Raw genomic sequence first — 16,666 nt, 5'->3', positions numbered from 1 at the left:
CTCAGCACCAATCCATGACGACAACTTTGAGGGTACGGTCTAGTTTGAACAACACGGCTTTGTGCGCGGCGCTTTTGACGCCAACGATGAAGTTATACCCACACTGTCTGGCGAGCCTGTCCTCGCGTTGTAATTCCGGCAACTTCACTCTAGCAAGAAAGTCCTGGGACCGAGACGAGTGCTTGTCGAAGTCATCCGTTTTGACGTCCCACAGCGTGAGCGTGGCCAGTTGCAGCGCGTCGAAGTTCTTCCCATTCACGAACACATCCCAACCGGAGAAGCTGTTGTTCGGCATCAGGTCGGCGCATTTGTTGTGCGGGTCATTCCCGCCCAAGTGCTTCACCGGAACGGGCTTGCATCTCGGGTCGTCTTCCTCCACGAGGACGGACGCGGGCTGCTTCTGCGGCGAGGGCGCTCGGGCCGCTGCTTTCGCCGGACGAGGCTGGGCCTCAAGTTCCACCATGAGTTGCCGCGAGGATTCCGAGACGTCCTGCAGCCGTGCCTCGAACTCCCGTTGAGCGTCGACCCAGGGCGGGCGACGGTCGATCTCCGGCCCGGTGGTGCTGGAGGGGTAGAGCAGGACGAGGACCGCAAGCAACGGGCCCACTCGGGGAGTGCTTCAGCCAACGTCCCGGCGCGTCCGGCCTGGGCGAGGCCCTCGGCTCCCCTCGCCACCTCGGCGGCTTGCCCGCTCGTCCTCGCGACGCGGGAGAAGTGCTCGAAGGCTCGTTCCGCTGCGGTGAGCTTGCGGTCCAACTGTTCCCACTGATGCGGCTCGATGTCTTTGCGTGCCCGAGACAGCAGTGCCCTGGCCTTGTCCAGGTCCGCCTTTCCAATCCACGACCGTTCCGGTGTCGGCTCCATCGGCGCGGAAACGAGCCGGATGCGCGGACCCGAAGTGGGAGTCGACGCGAAGGCGTGGGGCCGCGGCATCGACCGCGGGGTGGGCGCGCTAGCGCAGGCGGTGAGCAGCAACAGAAGCGCGCTCCAAGTGCGCAAGCACATCGTCATGTCCGTTCATCAAGCGAGGGGACAGGCTCAAGTCGGGCCCGTTGGGGAGTATGCCAGCACGCCCCGACAGCGAGGCCGTCTTTCTCTCCAACCCCTGGGTGCCGCTGGACAACAACTTGGTGGAGTGGCAACCGCGCGACAGGGGCCGCGAGAATCACTACGGCTCCAAGTCGCTGCGCGGCACCGAGGTAGCAGCCCTCTTCTACTCGCTCATTGAGACGGCCCGCCTGCGCGGTGACGACCCGGTACGCTACCTGCTGCGCGCCGCGCTCGCCGCCATCGAGACTCCCGGCACCGTCACGCTCCCGGCGAGCTCCGACTGACGTCTCCGCGCATTGCTTCGATGCCCAGCGGGCTCATCCGCGTCCCGTCCAGAGGGGGCGCGGCGAGCTGTTACCCAGGACGGTGCGCCGCTTCGGGTGCCCCGTGTTCAAGGCCCGGAAGTGAGGAGTCCCAACGGAGCGCGAACCCTCCCCAGGAGCCACACATGAGCCAGCCGGAGCCGGGAACCGCGCTCTACCGGGCGGTGCTTACCCGGGTGACGTGAGCGGCGGGGGCGAGCCGGCTCACAGGGGATGGATGTCCCGAGGGCACCCACGCTGGAGCTGTTCGCCCGCGGGCCCGGCCAGGTAGCGCATGAGCAGGTCCACGATGGTGCCCCGCCGGTTCGTGTCCACCACGTAGTAGCGCGCCTCGGAAGGAGGCGTCCCGGGGAAGATGATGGGGTAGGCGGAGGCGGGCCGGTCCGGCGCGTGGGTGACGTCCCGGACTCCCATGCGCGCCTCGAAGTCCGCCCAGTTGCCGCCCTCGGGCAGCAGGGGGAAGCCCTCGTGGCCCCTGCCGCCCGGCAGCGCGGTGGTCGTCATCCGCAGGTGGCCGGGCCGCACGCTGCCCAGCAGTGCGTGGAGCACCGGGTGGGCGAAGATGCTGGGCCGCTGCAGCACCAGCGCCTGCTCCTGCAAGGCGATGAGCAGGTTGCCCTCGTGGACGAGGTGCCGGCGGCAGGACTCGAGCACCCACTGGCGGTCACGTGGGAGTCGCGGCGCGCGCGCCAGCAGGCCCAGCAGGTGCGCCTCGCGGTAGAGCGTGAAGCCCGCCTGGAGGTAGCCCTGGGGATCCTCCAGCGCTCCGGAGGTGATGACTTCCTGGAGCGCCACCCGTCCGTCACTCCCCGCGGACTCGGCTCGCAGGAAGACGTCGAAGGCGAAGCCCACCCGGTGGTACATCTCGGTGTTGCCCTCCACCAGCCCGTGGCGCATCGCCCAGGCCATCTGTCGCCGCTCGGACAGCAGGCTCGCCAGCCGGTGGGTCTCGGCCAGCGGCGACGTTCTCGTGCGGTCGCCCTCCAGCAGCCCCAGCACGACGCTGGTGAGCGCGGGCAGCAGGCCGTCCTGGTGCGCGAGCGTGAGCAGCGAGCGGCTCAGGCGCAACCGCCGCGCGTACGTCCCCGCGCCGAGCCCCAGGTGGCCGAGGCTCAGCATCGTCTCGAGGAGGCGGATCCACGAGCCCGCCTCGCGGGCGGCGTACTTGGCGAAGGTCACCCAGGTCGACAGCTGGGGAGCGCCGAGGTAGCGCGCCATGTGGAGGTCGAGGGCCTGATAGGTGGTGACGGTGTGGGCATTGGCCTGGACCCCGCACAGGCCGCCGCGCTCCGGTGTCCACTGGCGGGCCCGCCGCAGTTCCACGATCGGGACGCCGGGGTAGCTGAAGCGCTCGTGGGACGGGCCGGGGCGGGCGCGCGCCACCTCGTGTGGCACCTCGCCCAGGCCGAGCCTCAGCAACTCGGGGAGCACCGAGAGGGGGCGGTGGACCGCGTGAGGAGAAGGGAAGTCGTCGACGACGCCCGGCCCCGCTTCCCATGCAAGGGAGGCGTGCCGGGCGCCGGGGGGAGAGCCGGGGCGTGTGTTCAAGCGAGGAGTACCTTCTCGGGGATGCCGCGTCCGCCCCTATAACGTCAAGGACCTCCTCCTGGCCAGGGGCACGTCCTCGAAGCAACCCGTCAGGAGTGCATGGCGGATTAGGGGTTGCCCACCGCTACCGGGCGGCGGCGGCGACCGAAACCTCCTGGCCTGGCGTCGAAGTGGCCCGGCACCCTCGCTCCGCGGTCCGGGCATCGGCCCTCCGCCGTGAGCCGGTATTGCGCGACTTGGAGATGTCCCAGTTCTGGCAGAAGCGGCACGCCAGGTTGCACCCCGCCGTCCCGAAGGACAGCACGCTGCTGCCCGGATGGAAGTGTGCCAGCGGCTTCTTCTCGATGGGGTCCACGCAGAACCCCGACGAGCGCCCGTGCGTCGTCAGCACCATCCTGTCGCCCGTGCGCTGGCGCACGAAGCACATGCCCCGCTGGCCCTCGTGCAGCTTGCAGTCGCGCGGACACAGGTCGCACTGGATGCGCCCGTCCTCCAGCGCATGCCACCAGCGCGCGGGATGTTCGCTCTCTTGCATGTCTCCCTCCCCGTGGGGCGGGGGCCTCCCGCCGGTCCACAGAGAGGAAACACGGGGTGGAGCGGGCACCCGTCCCGCCTTGCTCCACTCCCCCGGGGCCGGGTCGTCTGGCGGCCAGGGCTGCTCCTCCGGCTGCTCCGGCCCTCGGGCTCCGAGCAGGCCTACGGCTGCACCGGAGTCTGCTCCCAGGGGCGGGTGCGCAGCATGTCCTCGATGAAGGCCAGGTGCCGCTGCTCGTCCGCGTAGTTGCGCTCGATGATGGCGCGGGCCTCGGGGCTCCACTCCTCGTTCAGTGCGTTGCGGTAGGTGCGGTTGGTGAGGTTCTCGTTGCCCCGCATCGCCTGCAGCGCCGCCTCGGTACCCATCATCGACGTCACCGCCGTGAAGCCCTTGAGGATGAAGCCCTTCGCGTCCGGCTTCTGCCTCGGCGTGCCGCCCAGCGTCTTCACCACCTGCGACAGGTCCCGGATGTGCCGCTCATGGTCCTGCTGGAACTCTCGCAGGTTCATCCGCAGGGACTCCACGTCGATGCGGTTGATTGCCGCCTGGTAGGCCCCCACCGCGTCGATATCCAGCGCGATGAGGTCATTGAGCCGCTCGAGCATCCTGTTCAGGTCCATCGCCGCCATGCCGTCCTCCTCCTGACTCCGCGCGGGGAATTCCGCGCCGCCGAAAGATGGGGCGGAGGGCGGGGGGTCTCAAGTGGCCCTGGAGGACACTCCTCTGCGTCCCGGATGAGGCTTTTCCGGCGAGGGGGCGGGCCAGGCGTTGTCACTGGCCATTACCTGCAACTGGATGAGCGGCCCCGCGATCGTCGAGAGCGACATGCGCATCAACAAGGCCGACCACAATTGGACGGTGCATGCCAATTGGGCGCTACGCGTGCTGCGCGCCGGTGAGTTCGAGCGCCAGCTGGCGCAATTTCTGGCTGTTGAAGGGCTTCCTCAGCTCCAGCAGCAGATCCGACTCGCCGAACTCGCGGCGGATGTCCTCCCAGGTGTAGTCGCAGTAGGCCGAGCAGAGCACCACCCGCAGCGAGGGCGCCACCTGGCGCAGGTGCCGCAGCGTCTCCACACCGTTCCAACCCGGCGGCATGCGGTAGTCCAGGAAGACCAGCTCATAGGGGTGGCCAGAACTCTGGGCCTCCTTCACCTTGGCCAGTCCTTCCTGTCCTTGGAAGGCCGAGTCCACCTCGAACTCCGCCGCGGCGGTGCGTTTGCTGGAGGAAGGCATGCCGAAGAGGGCGTCTTCCAGCAGATCCAGCTCACCGCTGTCCGACTTGTGCTCCGGGCACAGGATGCGTACGACATCCTTGTGGATGGCGGATGAGTCGTCGATGACCAGGATACGTTTCTGGGGGTCCGTCATGGGTTGGGTGTCTCCTCGATGGGTTGGTAGGGAAGCTCCAGCGTGAACGTGGCGCCACGCCCGGGCCCGTCGCTGTGGGCCTTCAGGGTGCCGCCCAGCTCCTGCGCCGCCACCGCGCAGGAGTGCAAGCCGAAACCGTGCCCCTCCTCGCGGGTGGTGAAGCCGTATTGGAAGATGCGCGTCATCATTTCCTGGGCGATGCCCATGCCATTGTCGCGAACCTCGATGGTCACGCGGTCGGTGACGGGGACGTCCAGCTTCACGGTCAGCAGGCGCTGCTCCGCGGGGATATCGTCCATGGCGTACTTCGCGTTGCTGATGAGGTTGACCAGGATCATCAGCACCTTGTGCTTGTCTGTCATCACCGGTGGCAGATAGGTCAGCTGCCGCACTTCCTTCACCTGGTGCCGGCTGAGCGCGGCCGTGTTGATGCGCATCGCGTCGTCCACCAGGGTCGCGAGGGAGACGGGCTCGTGGAGCCGGGGCGTCCGGGCGTGGTTCTGCTGCACCTTGACGATGTCTCCGATGTGCTCCGTGTACCGGCACACATCCTCGAGCAGACCGATGATCTTCTGACGCTCGTCCAGCAGGTTGCCGCCCAGCTTGTGCAGGAAGGGCAGCACGTTGCGTCCGCGCTCATCCAGCCGGATGAAGGTGTTGAGCTCCTCCTGGTGCTTCTCGAGCAGGGCGGCCATCTTGCCCACGTGCTCCAGCCGCAGCTCGCGCACGCTGTCCAGCGCGAGCTGCGAGGAGGTGTAGACGCTGTTGAGGACATTGCCCACGTTGTGCAGCACGTTGGTGGCGATCTCCGCCATGCCCGCCTGCCGGGCCGTCTGCACCAGTTGCCCGTGGACCGTCTTCAGCTCCCGGGTCCGCTCCTCCACCCGCTGCTCCAGCCCATCGTTGGCCCGTCGCAGCTGCTCCTCCCGCTGCTGCACCTTGTCGGACATGGTCCGGAAGGCATTCGCCAACTGCCCCAGCTCGTCACGCCGTGAGGCGTTCAGCTCCACGTGGAAGTCACCGGACGCCACGTGATCGGCCGCCTGGGTGAGCGCCAGCAGGGGCCGGGCAATCTGCCGCTGGAGCACCCAGTACATGATGACCAACTCCAGCAGCAGCGACATCAGACCGAACAGCAGGACATAGCGCGCCGAGCGCAAGGCCGCCGCGGACACCACGTGCGAGGGGAGCACCGTGACGAAGTTCCACTCCGGCCCCTCGAGCCGGGCCACGGCCAGGTACTCGTCATGCTCCGGGAGCTCCAGGAGGCTTTCGCCGGGTGAGCGGCCGCGCACCTTCTCGAAGAGCTGCCGCAGATGGGTCCGCTGCTGCTCGGAGCCCAGCTTCGGGGGCGCCTCCCCCGGCCTCGGCGTGTTGCCCAGGATGTTGTAGCCGACGTTGGCCCCCTCGAGGTCCAGCGAGGGATGGGCGATGAGCTGGCCGTCATCGCGTACGAGCAGGTTGTAGGCGCTGTCCAGGTGATCCTCGATGGAGCGATCCATCAACTCATCCAGCAGGACGTCATGGGCGAGCGAGGCGACATGGCGGCCCTCCATGTCCAGCGGGGTGGTGACCGTGACCATCCACTGTTGGGTGACGGGGTACTGGAAGATGCCGCTCCAGACCGTGCCGCGGCTCGGGTTCTTCTCGGGCGTGCTGATGGTGTAGTACTCGTACTCGAGCGTCGGATCGTCCGCCGGCATGTCGTGGGCCCAGTTGGGAACCGAGGGCCAGTAGGTGAGGAGCGGCCCCTCCACCAGGGTGACGTAGGTGCTGTTGAAACGTGTCGAGAAGGCGGGCCCGTACTGCATGAGGACGTCGTGGGCGGCCAGGATGCGGCGGCGCAGCTCCGTGTCGAGCTTCACGCCTGGGGGGATGAAGACACCCACCATCTTCGTCGCGTCGAAGCCCTCCGCGTGGGAGCGGAGCGAGCCGTCCGGCTGCTGGGTGAACAGGCTGTCGAAGCGGGGGTTGGGGTCTTGCTGGCTCCAGGCCCGGATGCGCTCCGTCAGCGCCCTCTTGAGGAGGGCATGGTTGTCTTCCGCCAGGACGAAGATGGCCTGCTCTCGTTGACTGCGCTCCACCACGTGCCGTTCCAACTGATGACGTGCGTCCTCACGCAGCGTGTGGAACATGTGCACGTAGCTGACCAGCGTGGTCAGGAAGATGATGACGCCGATGCGCACGCCCATGTGAATGAGCGTGGATCGCGCCAGGGAGGCAGGTGGCCGGGAGTTCTGTTCTGACATTCGAGGAACGGCTCAACCCCTAGCCAGACCGGGATGTTTCCCGCGTCCTCCTGCTCTCTTCCCAAGGGAGAAGCCGTGAACAGGGTTTGTCCGGTGTCTGTCTCGGCCACGCGGCCACTGGCGATGCGGAAGTGGCGATCGCGTCCTTCCTGCTTCAGGCGCGCGGCGGGAAAGGCGGGATTCGGATCGGTCGACATGGGGAAACTATCGCCAGGGCGTCATTTCGATGAGCGCCGAAGCATCGCGCATGGGGCCCGCGCTATGTCTCCCCCATGTCCATCTCGTACCCTTCAGGCCTGCGCGAGCTGCTGGAAGAGCTCGAAACCTTCGGAGAGCGCAACGACGCGACCACCACGGAGCGCGCGTCGAGGATGCTCAACATCACGCCGGAGACGGGCGTGTTCCTCTCGGTCCTCGTGCGCTCGATGTCCGCCCGGAACATCCTGGAGATCGGGACCTCCAACGGCTACTCCACGGTGTGGCTCGCGTCGGCGGCCGCCGCGGTGGGTGGCCGGGTCACGACGCTCGACGTGGATGCCCGGAAGACGCAGCTCGCGATCCACAACCTGCGCCGGGCGGGCCTCGAGCACGTGGTGGAGCCGCTCACCGGGGACGCGGGCGTCCATCTGGCCCGCGGAGCCGCCGGGAGCTGGGACTTCATCTTCCTCGACGCGGACCGCAAGCCCTACGCCACGTGGTGGCCCGACCTGTGGCGCGGACTGCGGCCCAACGGTCTGCTCGTGGTGGACAACGCCGTCAGTCACGCGGCGGAGATGGAGCCGCTGGTGGAGCGGATCCGCCAGGAGCCGGGCGCGACGCAAGTCCTGGTCCCCGTGGGCAAGGGCGAGCTCATGGTCCTCAAGGCCACCATGCGTGAGCCAGGCGGCACTTCGCCTGGATGACGTCCGTTGGGGTCATTGTTCCTCGGTCATGGGACGTGCCACGCTTCTCGGATGGCCGACACTCCGAAGCCAGACACGACCTTTGTCGAGGTCCACATCGACCGGCGACGACTGCTCACCTGGATGGTGGCCGCGCCCACGCTGGTGATCGCGGCGCGGCTGGGGCCCGAGGCCGCCGCGGCCCAGACCGCCGCCGCCACCTTCGATCTCTTCCTCGCCCTGCATCCGGATGGCCGCATCGCGCTCACGATGCCCCGCACCGAGACCGGCCAGGGCATCTCCACCGGCATGGCCATGCTCGTGGCCGAGGAGCTCGACGCGAACCTCTCCAGCGTGGACGTGCGCTCGGCGGACGCGGACCCCCGTTGGCTCGTGCAGCTCACGGGCCTGTCCACCACGATGCGCTACCTCGCCGACCCCGCGCGCGCCGCCGCCGCGTGCGCCCGCGCCCGGCTCATCACCGCCGCCGCCCACCGCTGGCACCTGCCCGCCTCGAGTCTCACCACCGCCCAGGGCGAGGTGCTCGCTCCCGATGGGCGCCGGGCGGGCTATGGGACGCTCGCCCACGAGGCCGCCCGGATACTCATCCCCGAGGTCTCGCCCCGGCCCAAGTCTCCGAGCGCGTATACCCTCGTCGGCCAGCCCACGGGGCGGGCCGATGCGCGCGCGCTCGTCACCGGCGCCGCGCGCTTCACGCTCGACCTGCCCCACCCCGAGGCCGTCTGTACCGTGGTGGCCCGGCCTCCCACACTCCGGGGGACGGTGCGGTCCTTTGACGCCTCGGCCGCGCTCGCCCTGCCCGGCGTCGTGGGCGTGGTGCCGCTCCCCCATGGCGTGGCGGTCGCCGCGGGCAACTTCGCCCAGGCCCTGGCGGCGCGCGACGCCCTGAACATCTCCTGGCAACCGGGTCCCGCCGCGGGCCTGTCCGACGCGAACATCCGGGCCACGCTCGAGGCCCGACTCGGTCCCCGGCCCCTGCCGCCCCTGTTCACCACGCGCACGCTCGAAGCCCGCTTCGACTTCCCCTACCTCGCGCACGCGCCCCTGGAGACCCAGGACTGCGTCGCCCGCGTCGTGGGCGACAGCGCCGAGGTATGGCTCGGCGCGCAGGATCCCCAGTTCACCCAGCGCGAGGTCGCCACGGCGCTCGGCTGGGCCCTGACGCCCGGGCGCGTCCAGGTCCACCCCCAGCGCGCGGGCGGCGCCTTCGGCCGGCGGTTCTTCTCCGAGCCCGCTATCGAGGCCGCGCTCGTGTCGCGGGCGCTCGGCCGGACGGTGCGGCTGATGTGGACGCGCAACGACGACATGCGCCAGGGCCGCTACCGCCCCGCCAGCCATCACCGGCTCCTCGCCTGGGTGGGCCCCGGCGGCGGCGTGCTCGGCTACAACCACCAGGCCGTCATCCCCACCCTGGATTTCTCGCATGGCTTCGGGGACCTGGCCACGTCCCTGGGCAGCGAACTGTCTCCCGAGCTCGCCAGCGAGGCCTTCTTCCTGCTCACCCAGCAGGTGTCCTACCGCCTGGGCCTGGTGAGCCAGCAGCTGCTCCAGGTCTCGCTGCCCATCCCCACGGCCTCGTTCCGCTCCGTCTACAGCAGCCAGGTCGTGGTGGCCAACGAGGTCTTCCTGGACGAGGTGGCGCGCGAGCTCGGTGTGGACGCCGTGCAGTGGCGGCGCTCGCGGCTCACCTCGAGCCGGCTCCTGGCGGTGCTGGACACGGTGGCGCGCGAGGGCCAGTGGGGCCGTGCGCTGCCCCCCGGGGTGGCGCAGGGCGTGGCCGTGCACGAGGAGTGGAACAGCGCCGTGGCCCACCTCGTCGAGGTGGACACCCGTGGGCCCACGCCCCGCGTGACGCGCGTCACCGTGGCCGCCGATGTCGGCCTGCCCATCAATCCCCGGAGCGTCGAGGCCCAATTGCAGGGCGCCACCGTGGACGCCTTCTCCACGACGCTGAGCGCGGGGCTGCACCTGGACGCGGGCGCGGTGCGCGAGGGCAGCTATGCCGACTACAAGTGGCTGCGCATGAGGGACACGCCCGCGGACATCCGCGTCCACCTCGTGCGCTCGGATGACCGCGTGGGCGGAGTGGGCGAGCTGGGCTACCCCACCGCCGCCGCCGCCCTGTCCAACGCCCTCGCTCGGGCCACGGGCGTCATGCCCACCCGCTTTCCCATTCTCGATTCCGGAGCCTGAGCCCATGGCCCTGCACCACTTCCTCCTCAATGGCCAGACGGTGTCCCTGGAAGCCCCGGAGGACATGCCCCTCTTGTGGGTGCTGCGCGACGTGTTCGGTGTCACCGGGCCCAAGTACGGCTGCGGCGTGGGCGTGTGTGGGGCCTGCACCAGCCACCTGAACGGGCACGCCTTCCGCCCCTGCATCCAGCCCGTGGGCGGCGTCCACGGCCAGCGGGTGACCACCATCGAAGGGCTCGGCGGCGGCGAGGCGCCGCACCCCGTGCAGCAGGCGTGGATCGATGAGGACGTCGCCCAGTGTGGCTTCTGTCAGCCGGGGCAGATCATGGCCGCGGTGGCGCTGCTCCAGAGTCACCCTCAGCCCACGGACGCGGACATCGACGCGGCCATGAGCGACAACGTGTGCCGGTGCGGCACCTATGTCCGCATCCGCTCGGCCATCAAACGCGCGGCCTTGCTGTTACGCGCCTCGCCTCGGCCCTGACGTAGCCGAAGAAGGGGCGATGGCTGTCGACTCCAACGGGCGGGCCGCTTTATCTTGATTTTCTGGTAAGGCTTGTATTCCTGGTGTTTTCCGGGGTACAAGGCGGTTGTCTGGGATGTCTTCCCCCCCAACCCCATATGAATATGTACCCGACCCCAACGACCGTCTGTCCGCGTGCGCGCTCGCTCCGCGAGCGCTTCTCCTGGAGCGCGTTGCACCTGTCCTCGAACCTTGTCGTCCTCGGCCTCATGGCCACCGCTACCCCGGCGGCCCATGCCGCCGAATACTACGTCTCCCCCAATGGCTCGGATTCGAACCCTGGCACGGAGTCCTTCCCCTGGCGTCAGATCAGTCGTGCGAACGCGGCGGTGGTCGCCGGCGACACGGTGAAGGTCGCGCCCGGCGACTATGACGGCGGGTTCACAACGAGCATCAACGGCAAAGCCACGGCGCGCATCACCTATGTTTCCACCACCCGATGGGGGGCCAGGATCAACGTCGATCCCAATCCCATAAGCCAGAAAAAGGACCATGGGTGGAAGAATACCGGTGAGTATGTGACGATCGACGGCTTCGAGATCGATGGCACGGCCGAAAACACCTGGCGTTTCGGCATCTACTCCAGTGGCAATCACAGCTTGATCACGCGCAACCACGTGCACCACATCGCCGATGAATACCCGGAATGCTCCAACGCCGGAGGCGCGGGCATCGAAGGCGACAACTGGTACATACCGGGAGACGTCGTCGACAACATCGACATCACGGACAACCTCATCCATCACATCGGGCCATTCGCGAAGGCCCCCTGCAACTACTATCAAGGCATCTATCTCATTGCCGGCGGGAAGATCAAGAACAACATCGTCTACAAGGTTGTGTCCTGGGGCATGTCGAGCTGGCACGACGCTGGCAATAATGACATCGCGAACAATGTCGTCACCGACTGCGGCTCCGGCGGGATCGCCCTGGGCGCTGGCGGCTCCGGCTCGACGTCCACCTCCGGCGATTACTTCAACGTCTCGAACAACATCGTCTACAAGAACTCGAACTACGGCATCGTCGAGGGGAGCGGATCGATCCTCGGCACTCACAACACGTATACGAACAACCTGGTTCGTGACAGCGGCACCAACTGGCGGTTGCTCAAGCAGGAGTCGATCGATAGCCAGACGAAGGGAAACAACATCTCCGCCGAGCCGCTGTTCATGGGCTACATCGCTGGCGGCGGGGGAGACTACCACCTCCAGAGCGGCTCGCTCGCGCGCAACGCCGGTTCCGCCACCTATGCTCCCCCGGCGGACTTCGACGGGGTTGCCCGCCCGCAGGAAACCGCGATTGATATTGGCGCCTATGAGTTTCATGCCGCCAGTGCCTCCGGGCCCACGCTCGGGTGGAAGTTCGACGAAGGCCGTGGCAGTTCCATCAGCGACTCCAGCGGCAATGCCAATACCGGCACACTCCAGGGCGACTCCTCGTGGGTGGCCGGCCGCCTCGGCTACGCGGTAAACCTCGGGAGCACCGGGAAGGTGGTCCTGAACACGTCCACCCCCGTCGATGTCACCACCGGAGACTTCTCGCTCAGTGGCTGGGTGTACCTCAATGCCTTGCCGTCCGCCTGGTCCTCCATCATCAACAAGGGCGGCTCCGGCTCCGCCGGCTATGGTCTGGAGGTGGACTCGGCCAACCGGCTCACGGCGAGTCTGCAGGGCGCGAGCGGCACCAATCAGCATGTGATTGGCCTCACCGTGCTCGCGCCAGGCCAATGGTATCATGCCGCCGCGGTGTTCAAGCGCAACGACAAGATCTACCTCTATCTCAACGGTGAGCTCCAAACCTCGGCCACCTACGCGCCCGGCAATACCAGCAGCCTGTCCAACACCAAGGCCTTCACCCTCGGGACCTATTCCAACGCGAACACCTGGCATTTGCCGGGTCGAGTGGACGCGGTGAGAATGTACCACCGCGCGCTCACCGCCGCCGAGGTGAGCGCTCTCTACTCCAACGGGAATTGACACCCCTGCGTCGGGGGCAGCTCGGACTGGCCAAACTCGCCAGAGACGGTGTCAAAGGACTCGAAACGAGGGACTCGAGCGAGAACGGAGGACTTGGAGTTGGCCCACGGGGTGCATCTGGCCCGGCGGAGTGCACGCGGGGGCAGGGGTGGGCTGGCCGTTGAGGATGTTCCAGTAGGAGGGGCTCTATTTCGTCACGTCCAGGTGCTTCCAAGGAAGGTTGTTGCTGCGTCCCAGCGCGGAGGTGAACGAGGTGGTGGGAGGCGTGCTGGCGCGAGCCGTCCAGCAGAGCGCGGACACCGTCCGGCTGCACGCCTTCACCTTTGTTTCCAACCACTTCCACCTGCTGGTGTGGGCGCGGGGAGCCGCGCTCGCCTCCTTCATGCAGTACCTGCGCTCCAACCTGTCCAAGAAGGTGGGCAGGCTGGTGGACTGGAGTGGCGGCTTCTGGGAGAGGCGGTACTCGGCGGAGCCGGTGCTGGACGACACGGCGCTGGTGGGCCGGCTGCGCTACGTGCTGGCCCACGGGGTGAAGGAGGGGCTGGTGGAGAGGAGCGCCGAGTGGCCGGGCCTGACGTGTCTGCCGCAGTTGCTGGGGTCCGCGCGGCGGCTGTTCCGGTGGTTCAACTGGACGAAGCGCTGAGGCAAACGGGGAAGCGAGGAGTTGGCAGTGGGGGAGGGGCGCTTCGCCGAGCAATGGGCCGAGCTGGTGGAGTTGGAACTGGCGCCCCTGCCGTGCTGGAAAGGACTGGGGGAGGAGGAGAGGCAGTGTGCGGTGCGGGCACTGGTGGAGGAAGTAGAAGCCGAGGCTCGCGCACGAGACGAGCCCGTGCTCGGGGCGAGAGCCGTGAGGGCCGAGCACCCGCATACCCGCCCAGAGCGCCTCAAGCGCAGCCCGCGGCCTCTGGGGCATGCCTCCACGCGACAGGCGCTGCGGGAGTTGAGTGATCAGTACCAGACCTTCGTCGCGGCGTTCCGAGAGGCAGCGGCTTGCTGGGGGCGCGGGGATTTCTCAGCGCCCTTTCCACCTTTCTCCTTCCCGCCGCAGGTTGTGCCAGATCGCGTCGCTCAAATTCTTTGACACCGATACTGGGCTCCCTGGTGAAGGCCCAGCGCCACCTCGACCGCGCTGGCAAGCTCAAGTAGGGCGGGGACGCAGAGGCGGGCTGCGCGCCCGCCAATGCTCGGCGGGACGAGGGGAGGGGCACGGTCCGTCCACTCGAGCGGCAGCCGCATGTACCGCCCGGGTGGGTGCTCTACGTCCACGTAGCGTCGGCCATCCTGGCTGCGGATGAACCGAGCGACCGGCAGTGCCACTCCCTTGAGGGGATGGATCGGCAGTGTGACGGTCACACGCTCAGATAAAGGTGGCGGACCCGTGACAGTGTCTTGGTGCCGTCCTGACGGCCCCCAACGCAGTGCGCGCCATTCTGCATCACCTGGCACTGCCCACGTGGCCTGCTCAGCTGGCCCCGGCGCTGGGGCCACCGCAGCGGGCGTGGTGTTGAGCCCCATGCCGTCGCGCTGCCCCACAAGCCCACTCCCCTGCTACCTCCTTCCAGCAGGAGGGGCCGCTTGGGCCGGCGTGTGCCTCCAGGTGGCTGCACGCTCTGCGCACCGGTCTGGCGATCAGCCCGGGGGCTCCCGTCAACGGCCCTCGGCCCCTCTGCACCAGCCCTCCCCCCCTCAACACGGCCTCTATCCTGCCTATACGCAGGCCGGACGGTACGAGGCTGGCGGCCCAGGCCCTGGAGCGGGCGCCGCTCCCCGAGGCGCATGCGCTGTACCGGGAGGCCGAGGCGCGGCTGCGGGTGTCGCTGGCGGACTAGGTGCTGGCGCTCGACGGGCGGCTCGTCTTCGAGCCCCTGCCCCGCCCGGGCTCACGGCGGATGATTTGTATTTGTATTCGAAGCTGCGTGGCAGCCGGAGCGTGCGCGAGGTGTTGCGCAACACGGCCATGGGCGAGTTGGCGGCGTACCGGGCCCTGCGGCGGCTGATGGACGCGCGGATCGTCCGCCTGCGGCCCGCGGACGAGGCGGCACGGCCGCGCGGAGACGCGAAGACGAATCTGTATGGGATTCCAGTGGTGGCGCGCTGAGGCGGTAACCTACCGCTCTGGCGCTCCTCGGCCCGGTCGTCCAAGACAGTCGAGACTCTCGCGAAATACAGTCGTTCCGCGAGCGCCCCTCCTGGCGCAATCTCCAAGGACGAATCCACCTGATGTCTTTTTATTCCCCCGCTTCGCGGTCGGTCCCTGCCCTTGTCCTGACTTGCCTGCTGGCCGGTCTGCTTTCATCGAGCCCAGCGCAGGCCCAAAGTGTGTCCCAGTTGGTCATTCTGGGGGTGGATGTGGATTACGCGGGCACGACGCTCTACATCAATGGGGAGAACTTCACCAACGGGGCCGGCCCGGTCGTCAAACTGGCCGGAGTTCCGGCTCGCGTCCTATCCTCGAAGGACACCGAACTCGCGGTCTCCCTGCCGACGACGTTCCTGGGCGCCGTGGGCTCCTATGTCCTGACCGTGTCCACGGGGACTCTGCCGGTCCAGAACGATGTGCTCGCGGTGACCCTGGGAGCGTCAGGCCCCCGAGGACCGATCGGCCCCCAGGGAGCACAGGGGCCCAAGGGAGACACGGGCGTCGCGGGTCCGCAAGGGCCCAAGGGCGAACAGGGCCTCACCGGGGCTACGGGCGCCACGGGCCCTCAGGGCCTCAAAGGAGACACGGGCGTCGCGGGTCCGCAGGGGCTCAGGGGTGACCGGGGTCTCACCGGGGCCACGGGCGCCGCGGGTCCGCAGGGCCTCAAGGGTGACACGGGTTCCCAAGGGCCCGCTGGGTCTCCGGGCCAATCAGGGATTATTACCGCCATCTACACGGCTCAGCAGACCGGCGATGTCAATGTGACCGGACTGCAGTGGACCTCGGTCCCTGGCACGACCGTCAACTTCGTCCTCCCGAAGAGGTCAACGGTTGATCTCGATGCCAACGGTTCTGTTACTGGGCTTCCTGGAAACCAGGGCAATTTCTCCCACTGCGGCTTTCGATTTCTCGTGGATAACATCTCCTATGGAGAACCTTCCTGGGGAGATGTGGTTGTGGGATGTGGAGTGGGGGGCAAAACCGCAGGCTGGTGGTGCCCGTGGACCATTCGCCGGACGCTTCAGTTGGAAGCCGGAAATCATGCCGTCACTGTTCAACAAACGGGTTGGGCTGGAACGACCAACGGCTGTTCGAGTACCGCTGTTGATTACTCGGCTGCTCGTTTCCGTGCCGTCATTCGCTGAGTTGTATTGAGTTCTGGTGGTGGCGCGCGGAGCAGAGCCCCGGCTTGACTGTGGTCAGTCGAGGAAGCGACGCCACCACCGCCTGGCCTCGGCTTCGGTGAGTAGGAGCTTCGTGGACGAAGTCACGGAGGGAGTGGTCTTCGGCCCTCCCCAAGATGCGCGAGTGGATCGCTCAGGCGTCCCTGACTATGTCCAGCGATTTCGTGGACACTCCACTAGCGGAAGGCATCGACGACGTAGGCCGCTGCGGTGGAGCCGTCGAGGATGGCCATTCCGGGCTTCGACTCGGGCCGCTTCCGCATTTGGTCTCGACTGAGCCGAGCCACCGCGCAGATGGGGAACTTCTCGCTGTCTGGCGGGTGGGCCTCGTAGTACCGGATCACGACTTGGGCGCCGCTCGTCCAGACCTGTCCGTACAAGCGAGTCGTCGATTCGAGCGTGCCAAAATCTTCCTTCAGGACGCTCTCGATCGGCCCGTCGTAGAGCGTGACCTGCCTCGCGTCGAGCTGGTTTGCGTCGAGGTCCACCCAGGCGGCATCCCCGACGCGCAGCTTCAGTGCTCGCATCATCCGTTTGGCTTCCTCGGGGCATTCCTGTGGACCTGGAGTGCCGTCCGGGCGCAGCACCACGCCGCCGGGTGTGGTGCAGCCGGAAGCCGTAGCGAGCAGGACGATGGATCTGAGCAGCAGGGCCTTGGTCGTGGGCATGAACAGC

General features: G+C 67.7%; 16 protein-coding genes. 8 read left to right on the top strand and 8 right to left on the bottom strand.

Going from position 1 to position 16,666, the window contains the following annotated elements; genetic code table 11:
• Position 1: 1 nt before the first annotated feature.
• Positions 2-607: a DUF6310 domain-containing protein gene (locus D187_RS57030; protein ID WP_002621190.1), complete on the bottom strand. Its 606-nt coding sequence runs from the start codon at positions 605-607 to the stop codon at positions 2-4.
• Positions 608-1,061: 454 nt separating this feature from the next.
• Here D187_RS57030 and D187_RS13290 point away from each other — a divergent pair, with 454 nt between their 5' ends.
• Positions 1,062-1,334, top strand: a complete 273-nt coding sequence (locus tag D187_RS13290; protein WP_043429621.1) for a hypothetical protein — start codon at positions 1,062-1,064, stop codon at positions 1,332-1,334.
• Positions 1,335-1,577: 243 nt separating this feature from the next.
• Here D187_RS13290 and D187_RS13285 read toward each other — a convergent pair whose 3' ends face one another.
• From D187_RS13285 to D187_RS13265, 5 genes are all read right to left on the bottom strand, one after another.
• Positions 1,578-2,921 carry a hypothetical protein gene (locus D187_RS13285; RefSeq protein ID WP_155893335.1) on the bottom strand — a complete coding sequence of 448 codons (1,344 nt, stop codon included), beginning with the start codon at positions 2,919-2,921 and terminating at the stop codon, positions 1,578-1,580.
• 124 nt (positions 2,922-3,045) lie between these two features.
• On the bottom strand, positions 3,046-3,456 hold the full coding sequence (locus tag D187_RS13280) for a hypothetical protein (RefSeq protein ID WP_002621187.1): 411 nt from the start codon (positions 3,454-3,456) through the stop codon (positions 3,046-3,048).
• Positions 3,457-3,617: 161 nt separating this feature from the next.
• Positions 3,618-4,085, bottom strand: coding sequence for a ferritin-like domain-containing protein (locus D187_RS13275; protein ID WP_002621186.1), 468 nt, complete (start codon positions 4,083-4,085; stop codon positions 3,618-3,620).
• A 247-nt stretch (positions 4,086-4,332) separates the two neighbouring features.
• Complete coding sequence (locus tag D187_RS13270; RefSeq protein WP_002621184.1) at positions 4,333-4,824, bottom strand: response regulator; 492 nt, start codon at positions 4,822-4,824, stop codon at positions 4,333-4,335.
• Positions 4,821-7,073, bottom strand: a complete 2,253-nt coding sequence (locus D187_RS13265; protein WP_002621183.1) for an ATP-binding protein — start codon at positions 7,071-7,073, stop codon at positions 4,821-4,823. Before D187_RS13265 ends, D187_RS13270 begins: the two co-directional genes overlap by 4 nt.
• A gap of 272 nt (positions 7,074-7,345) precedes the next feature.
• On the opposite strand from D187_RS13265, the gene D187_RS13260 reads away from it, so the two are divergent.
• The 5 genes from D187_RS13260 to D187_RS57720 all read left to right on the top strand — a co-directional run bounded on the left by D187_RS13260 (position 7,346) and on the right by D187_RS57720 (position 13,310).
• Entirely contained in the window at positions 7,346-7,975 is a 630-nt protein-coding gene (locus D187_RS13260; protein ID WP_002621182.1) for an O-methyltransferase, read from the top strand.
• A gap of 51 nt (positions 7,976-8,026) precedes the next feature.
• Positions 8,027-10,168: a xanthine dehydrogenase family protein molybdopterin-binding subunit gene (locus D187_RS13255; RefSeq protein ID WP_002621181.1), complete on the top strand. Its 2,142-nt coding sequence runs from the start codon at positions 8,027-8,029 to the stop codon at positions 10,166-10,168.
• Between the two features lie 4 nt (positions 10,169-10,172).
• Positions 10,173-10,652 carry a (2Fe-2S)-binding protein gene (locus tag D187_RS13250; protein ID WP_002621180.1) on the top strand — a complete coding sequence of 160 codons (480 nt, stop codon included), beginning with the start codon at positions 10,173-10,175 and terminating at the stop codon, positions 10,650-10,652.
• 212 nt (positions 10,653-10,864) lie between these two features.
• Positions 10,865-12,667, top strand: a complete 1,803-nt coding sequence (locus D187_RS49835; protein ID WP_162159638.1) for a LamG-like jellyroll fold domain-containing protein — start codon at positions 10,865-10,867, stop codon at positions 12,665-12,667.
• Positions 12,668-12,890: 223 nt separating this feature from the next.
• Positions 12,891-13,310 carry a transposase gene (locus D187_RS57720; protein WP_002621178.1) on the top strand — a complete coding sequence of 140 codons (420 nt, stop codon included), beginning with the start codon at positions 12,891-12,893 and terminating at the stop codon, positions 13,308-13,310.
• 425 nt (positions 13,311-13,735) lie between these two features.
• On the opposite strand, the gene D187_RS59705 is transcribed toward D187_RS57720, so the two are convergent.
• Complete coding sequence (locus D187_RS59705; RefSeq protein ID WP_497463185.1) at positions 13,736-14,182, bottom strand: DUF5372 family protein; 447 nt, start codon at positions 14,180-14,182, stop codon at positions 13,736-13,738.
• A gap of 385 nt (positions 14,183-14,567) precedes the next feature.
• Here D187_RS59705 and D187_RS57025 point away from each other — a divergent pair, with 385 nt between their 5' ends.
• Both D187_RS57025 and D187_RS58705 read left to right on the top strand, forming a co-directional pair.
• The gene (locus D187_RS57025; RefSeq protein ID WP_002621177.1) at positions 14,568-14,765 is read left to right on the top strand and encodes a hypothetical protein; all 198 of its coding nucleotides are present in this window, start codon (positions 14,568-14,570) and stop codon (positions 14,763-14,765) included.
• A 221-nt stretch (positions 14,766-14,986) separates the two neighbouring features.
• A complete protein-coding gene (locus tag D187_RS58705) occupies positions 14,987-15,952 on the top strand; it encodes an IPT/TIG domain-containing protein (protein ID WP_076606153.1) in 966 nt (321 codons plus the stop codon).
• Positions 15,953-16,167: 215 nt separating this feature from the next.
• On the opposite strand, the gene D187_RS13220 is transcribed toward D187_RS58705, so the two are convergent.
• Positions 16,168-16,659, bottom strand: coding sequence for a hypothetical protein (locus D187_RS13220; protein WP_043429804.1), 492 nt, complete (start codon positions 16,657-16,659; stop codon positions 16,168-16,170).
• Between the last annotated feature and the right edge of the window lie 7 nt (positions 16,660-16,666).

It is taken from the genome of Cystobacter fuscus DSM 2262 (assembly GCF_000335475.2).
GTDB classification, from domain to species: Bacteria; Myxococcota; Myxococcia; order Myxococcales; family Myxococcaceae; genus Cystobacter; species Cystobacter fuscus.
Note: the sequence above shows the minus strand (reverse complement) of the source record. Positions and strands in the feature narration are given on the sequence as shown.

Bases quoted from the DNA above. Each gene is read 5' to 3' on its own strand.
- D187_RS13290 (WP_043429621.1), top strand. From the start codon at position 1,062: ATGCCAGCACGCCCCGACAGCGAGGCCGTCTTTCTCTCCAACCCCTGG.
- D187_RS13280 (WP_002621187.1), bottom strand. From the start codon at position 3,456: ATGCAAGAGAGCGAACATCCCGCGCGCTGGTGGCATGCGCTGGAGGAC.
- D187_RS13275 (WP_002621186.1), bottom strand. From the start codon at position 4,085: ATGGCGGCGATGGACCTGAACAGGATGCTCGAGCGGCTCAATGACCTC.
- D187_RS13270 (WP_002621184.1), bottom strand. From the start codon at position 4,824: ATGACGGACCCCCAGAAACGTATCCTGGTCATCGACGACTCATCCGCC.
- D187_RS13265 (WP_002621183.1), bottom strand. From the start codon at position 7,073: ATGTCAGAACAGAACTCCCGGCCACCTGCCTCCCTGGCGCGATCCACG.
- D187_RS13260 (WP_002621182.1), top strand. From the start codon at position 7,346: ATGTCCATCTCGTACCCTTCAGGCCTGCGCGAGCTGCTGGAAGAGCTC.
- D187_RS13255 (WP_002621181.1), top strand. From the start codon at position 8,027: ATGGCCGACACTCCGAAGCCAGACACGACCTTTGTCGAGGTCCACATC.
- D187_RS13250 (WP_002621180.1), top strand. From the start codon at position 10,173: ATGGCCCTGCACCACTTCCTCCTCAATGGCCAGACGGTGTCCCTGGAA.
- D187_RS59705 (WP_497463185.1), bottom strand. From the start codon at position 14,182: ATGGGGCTCAACACCACGCCCGCTGCGGTGGCCCCAGCGCCGGGGCCA.
- D187_RS13220 (WP_043429804.1), bottom strand. From the start codon at position 16,659: ATGCCCACGACCAAGGCCCTGCTGCTCAGATCCATCGTCCTGCTCGCT.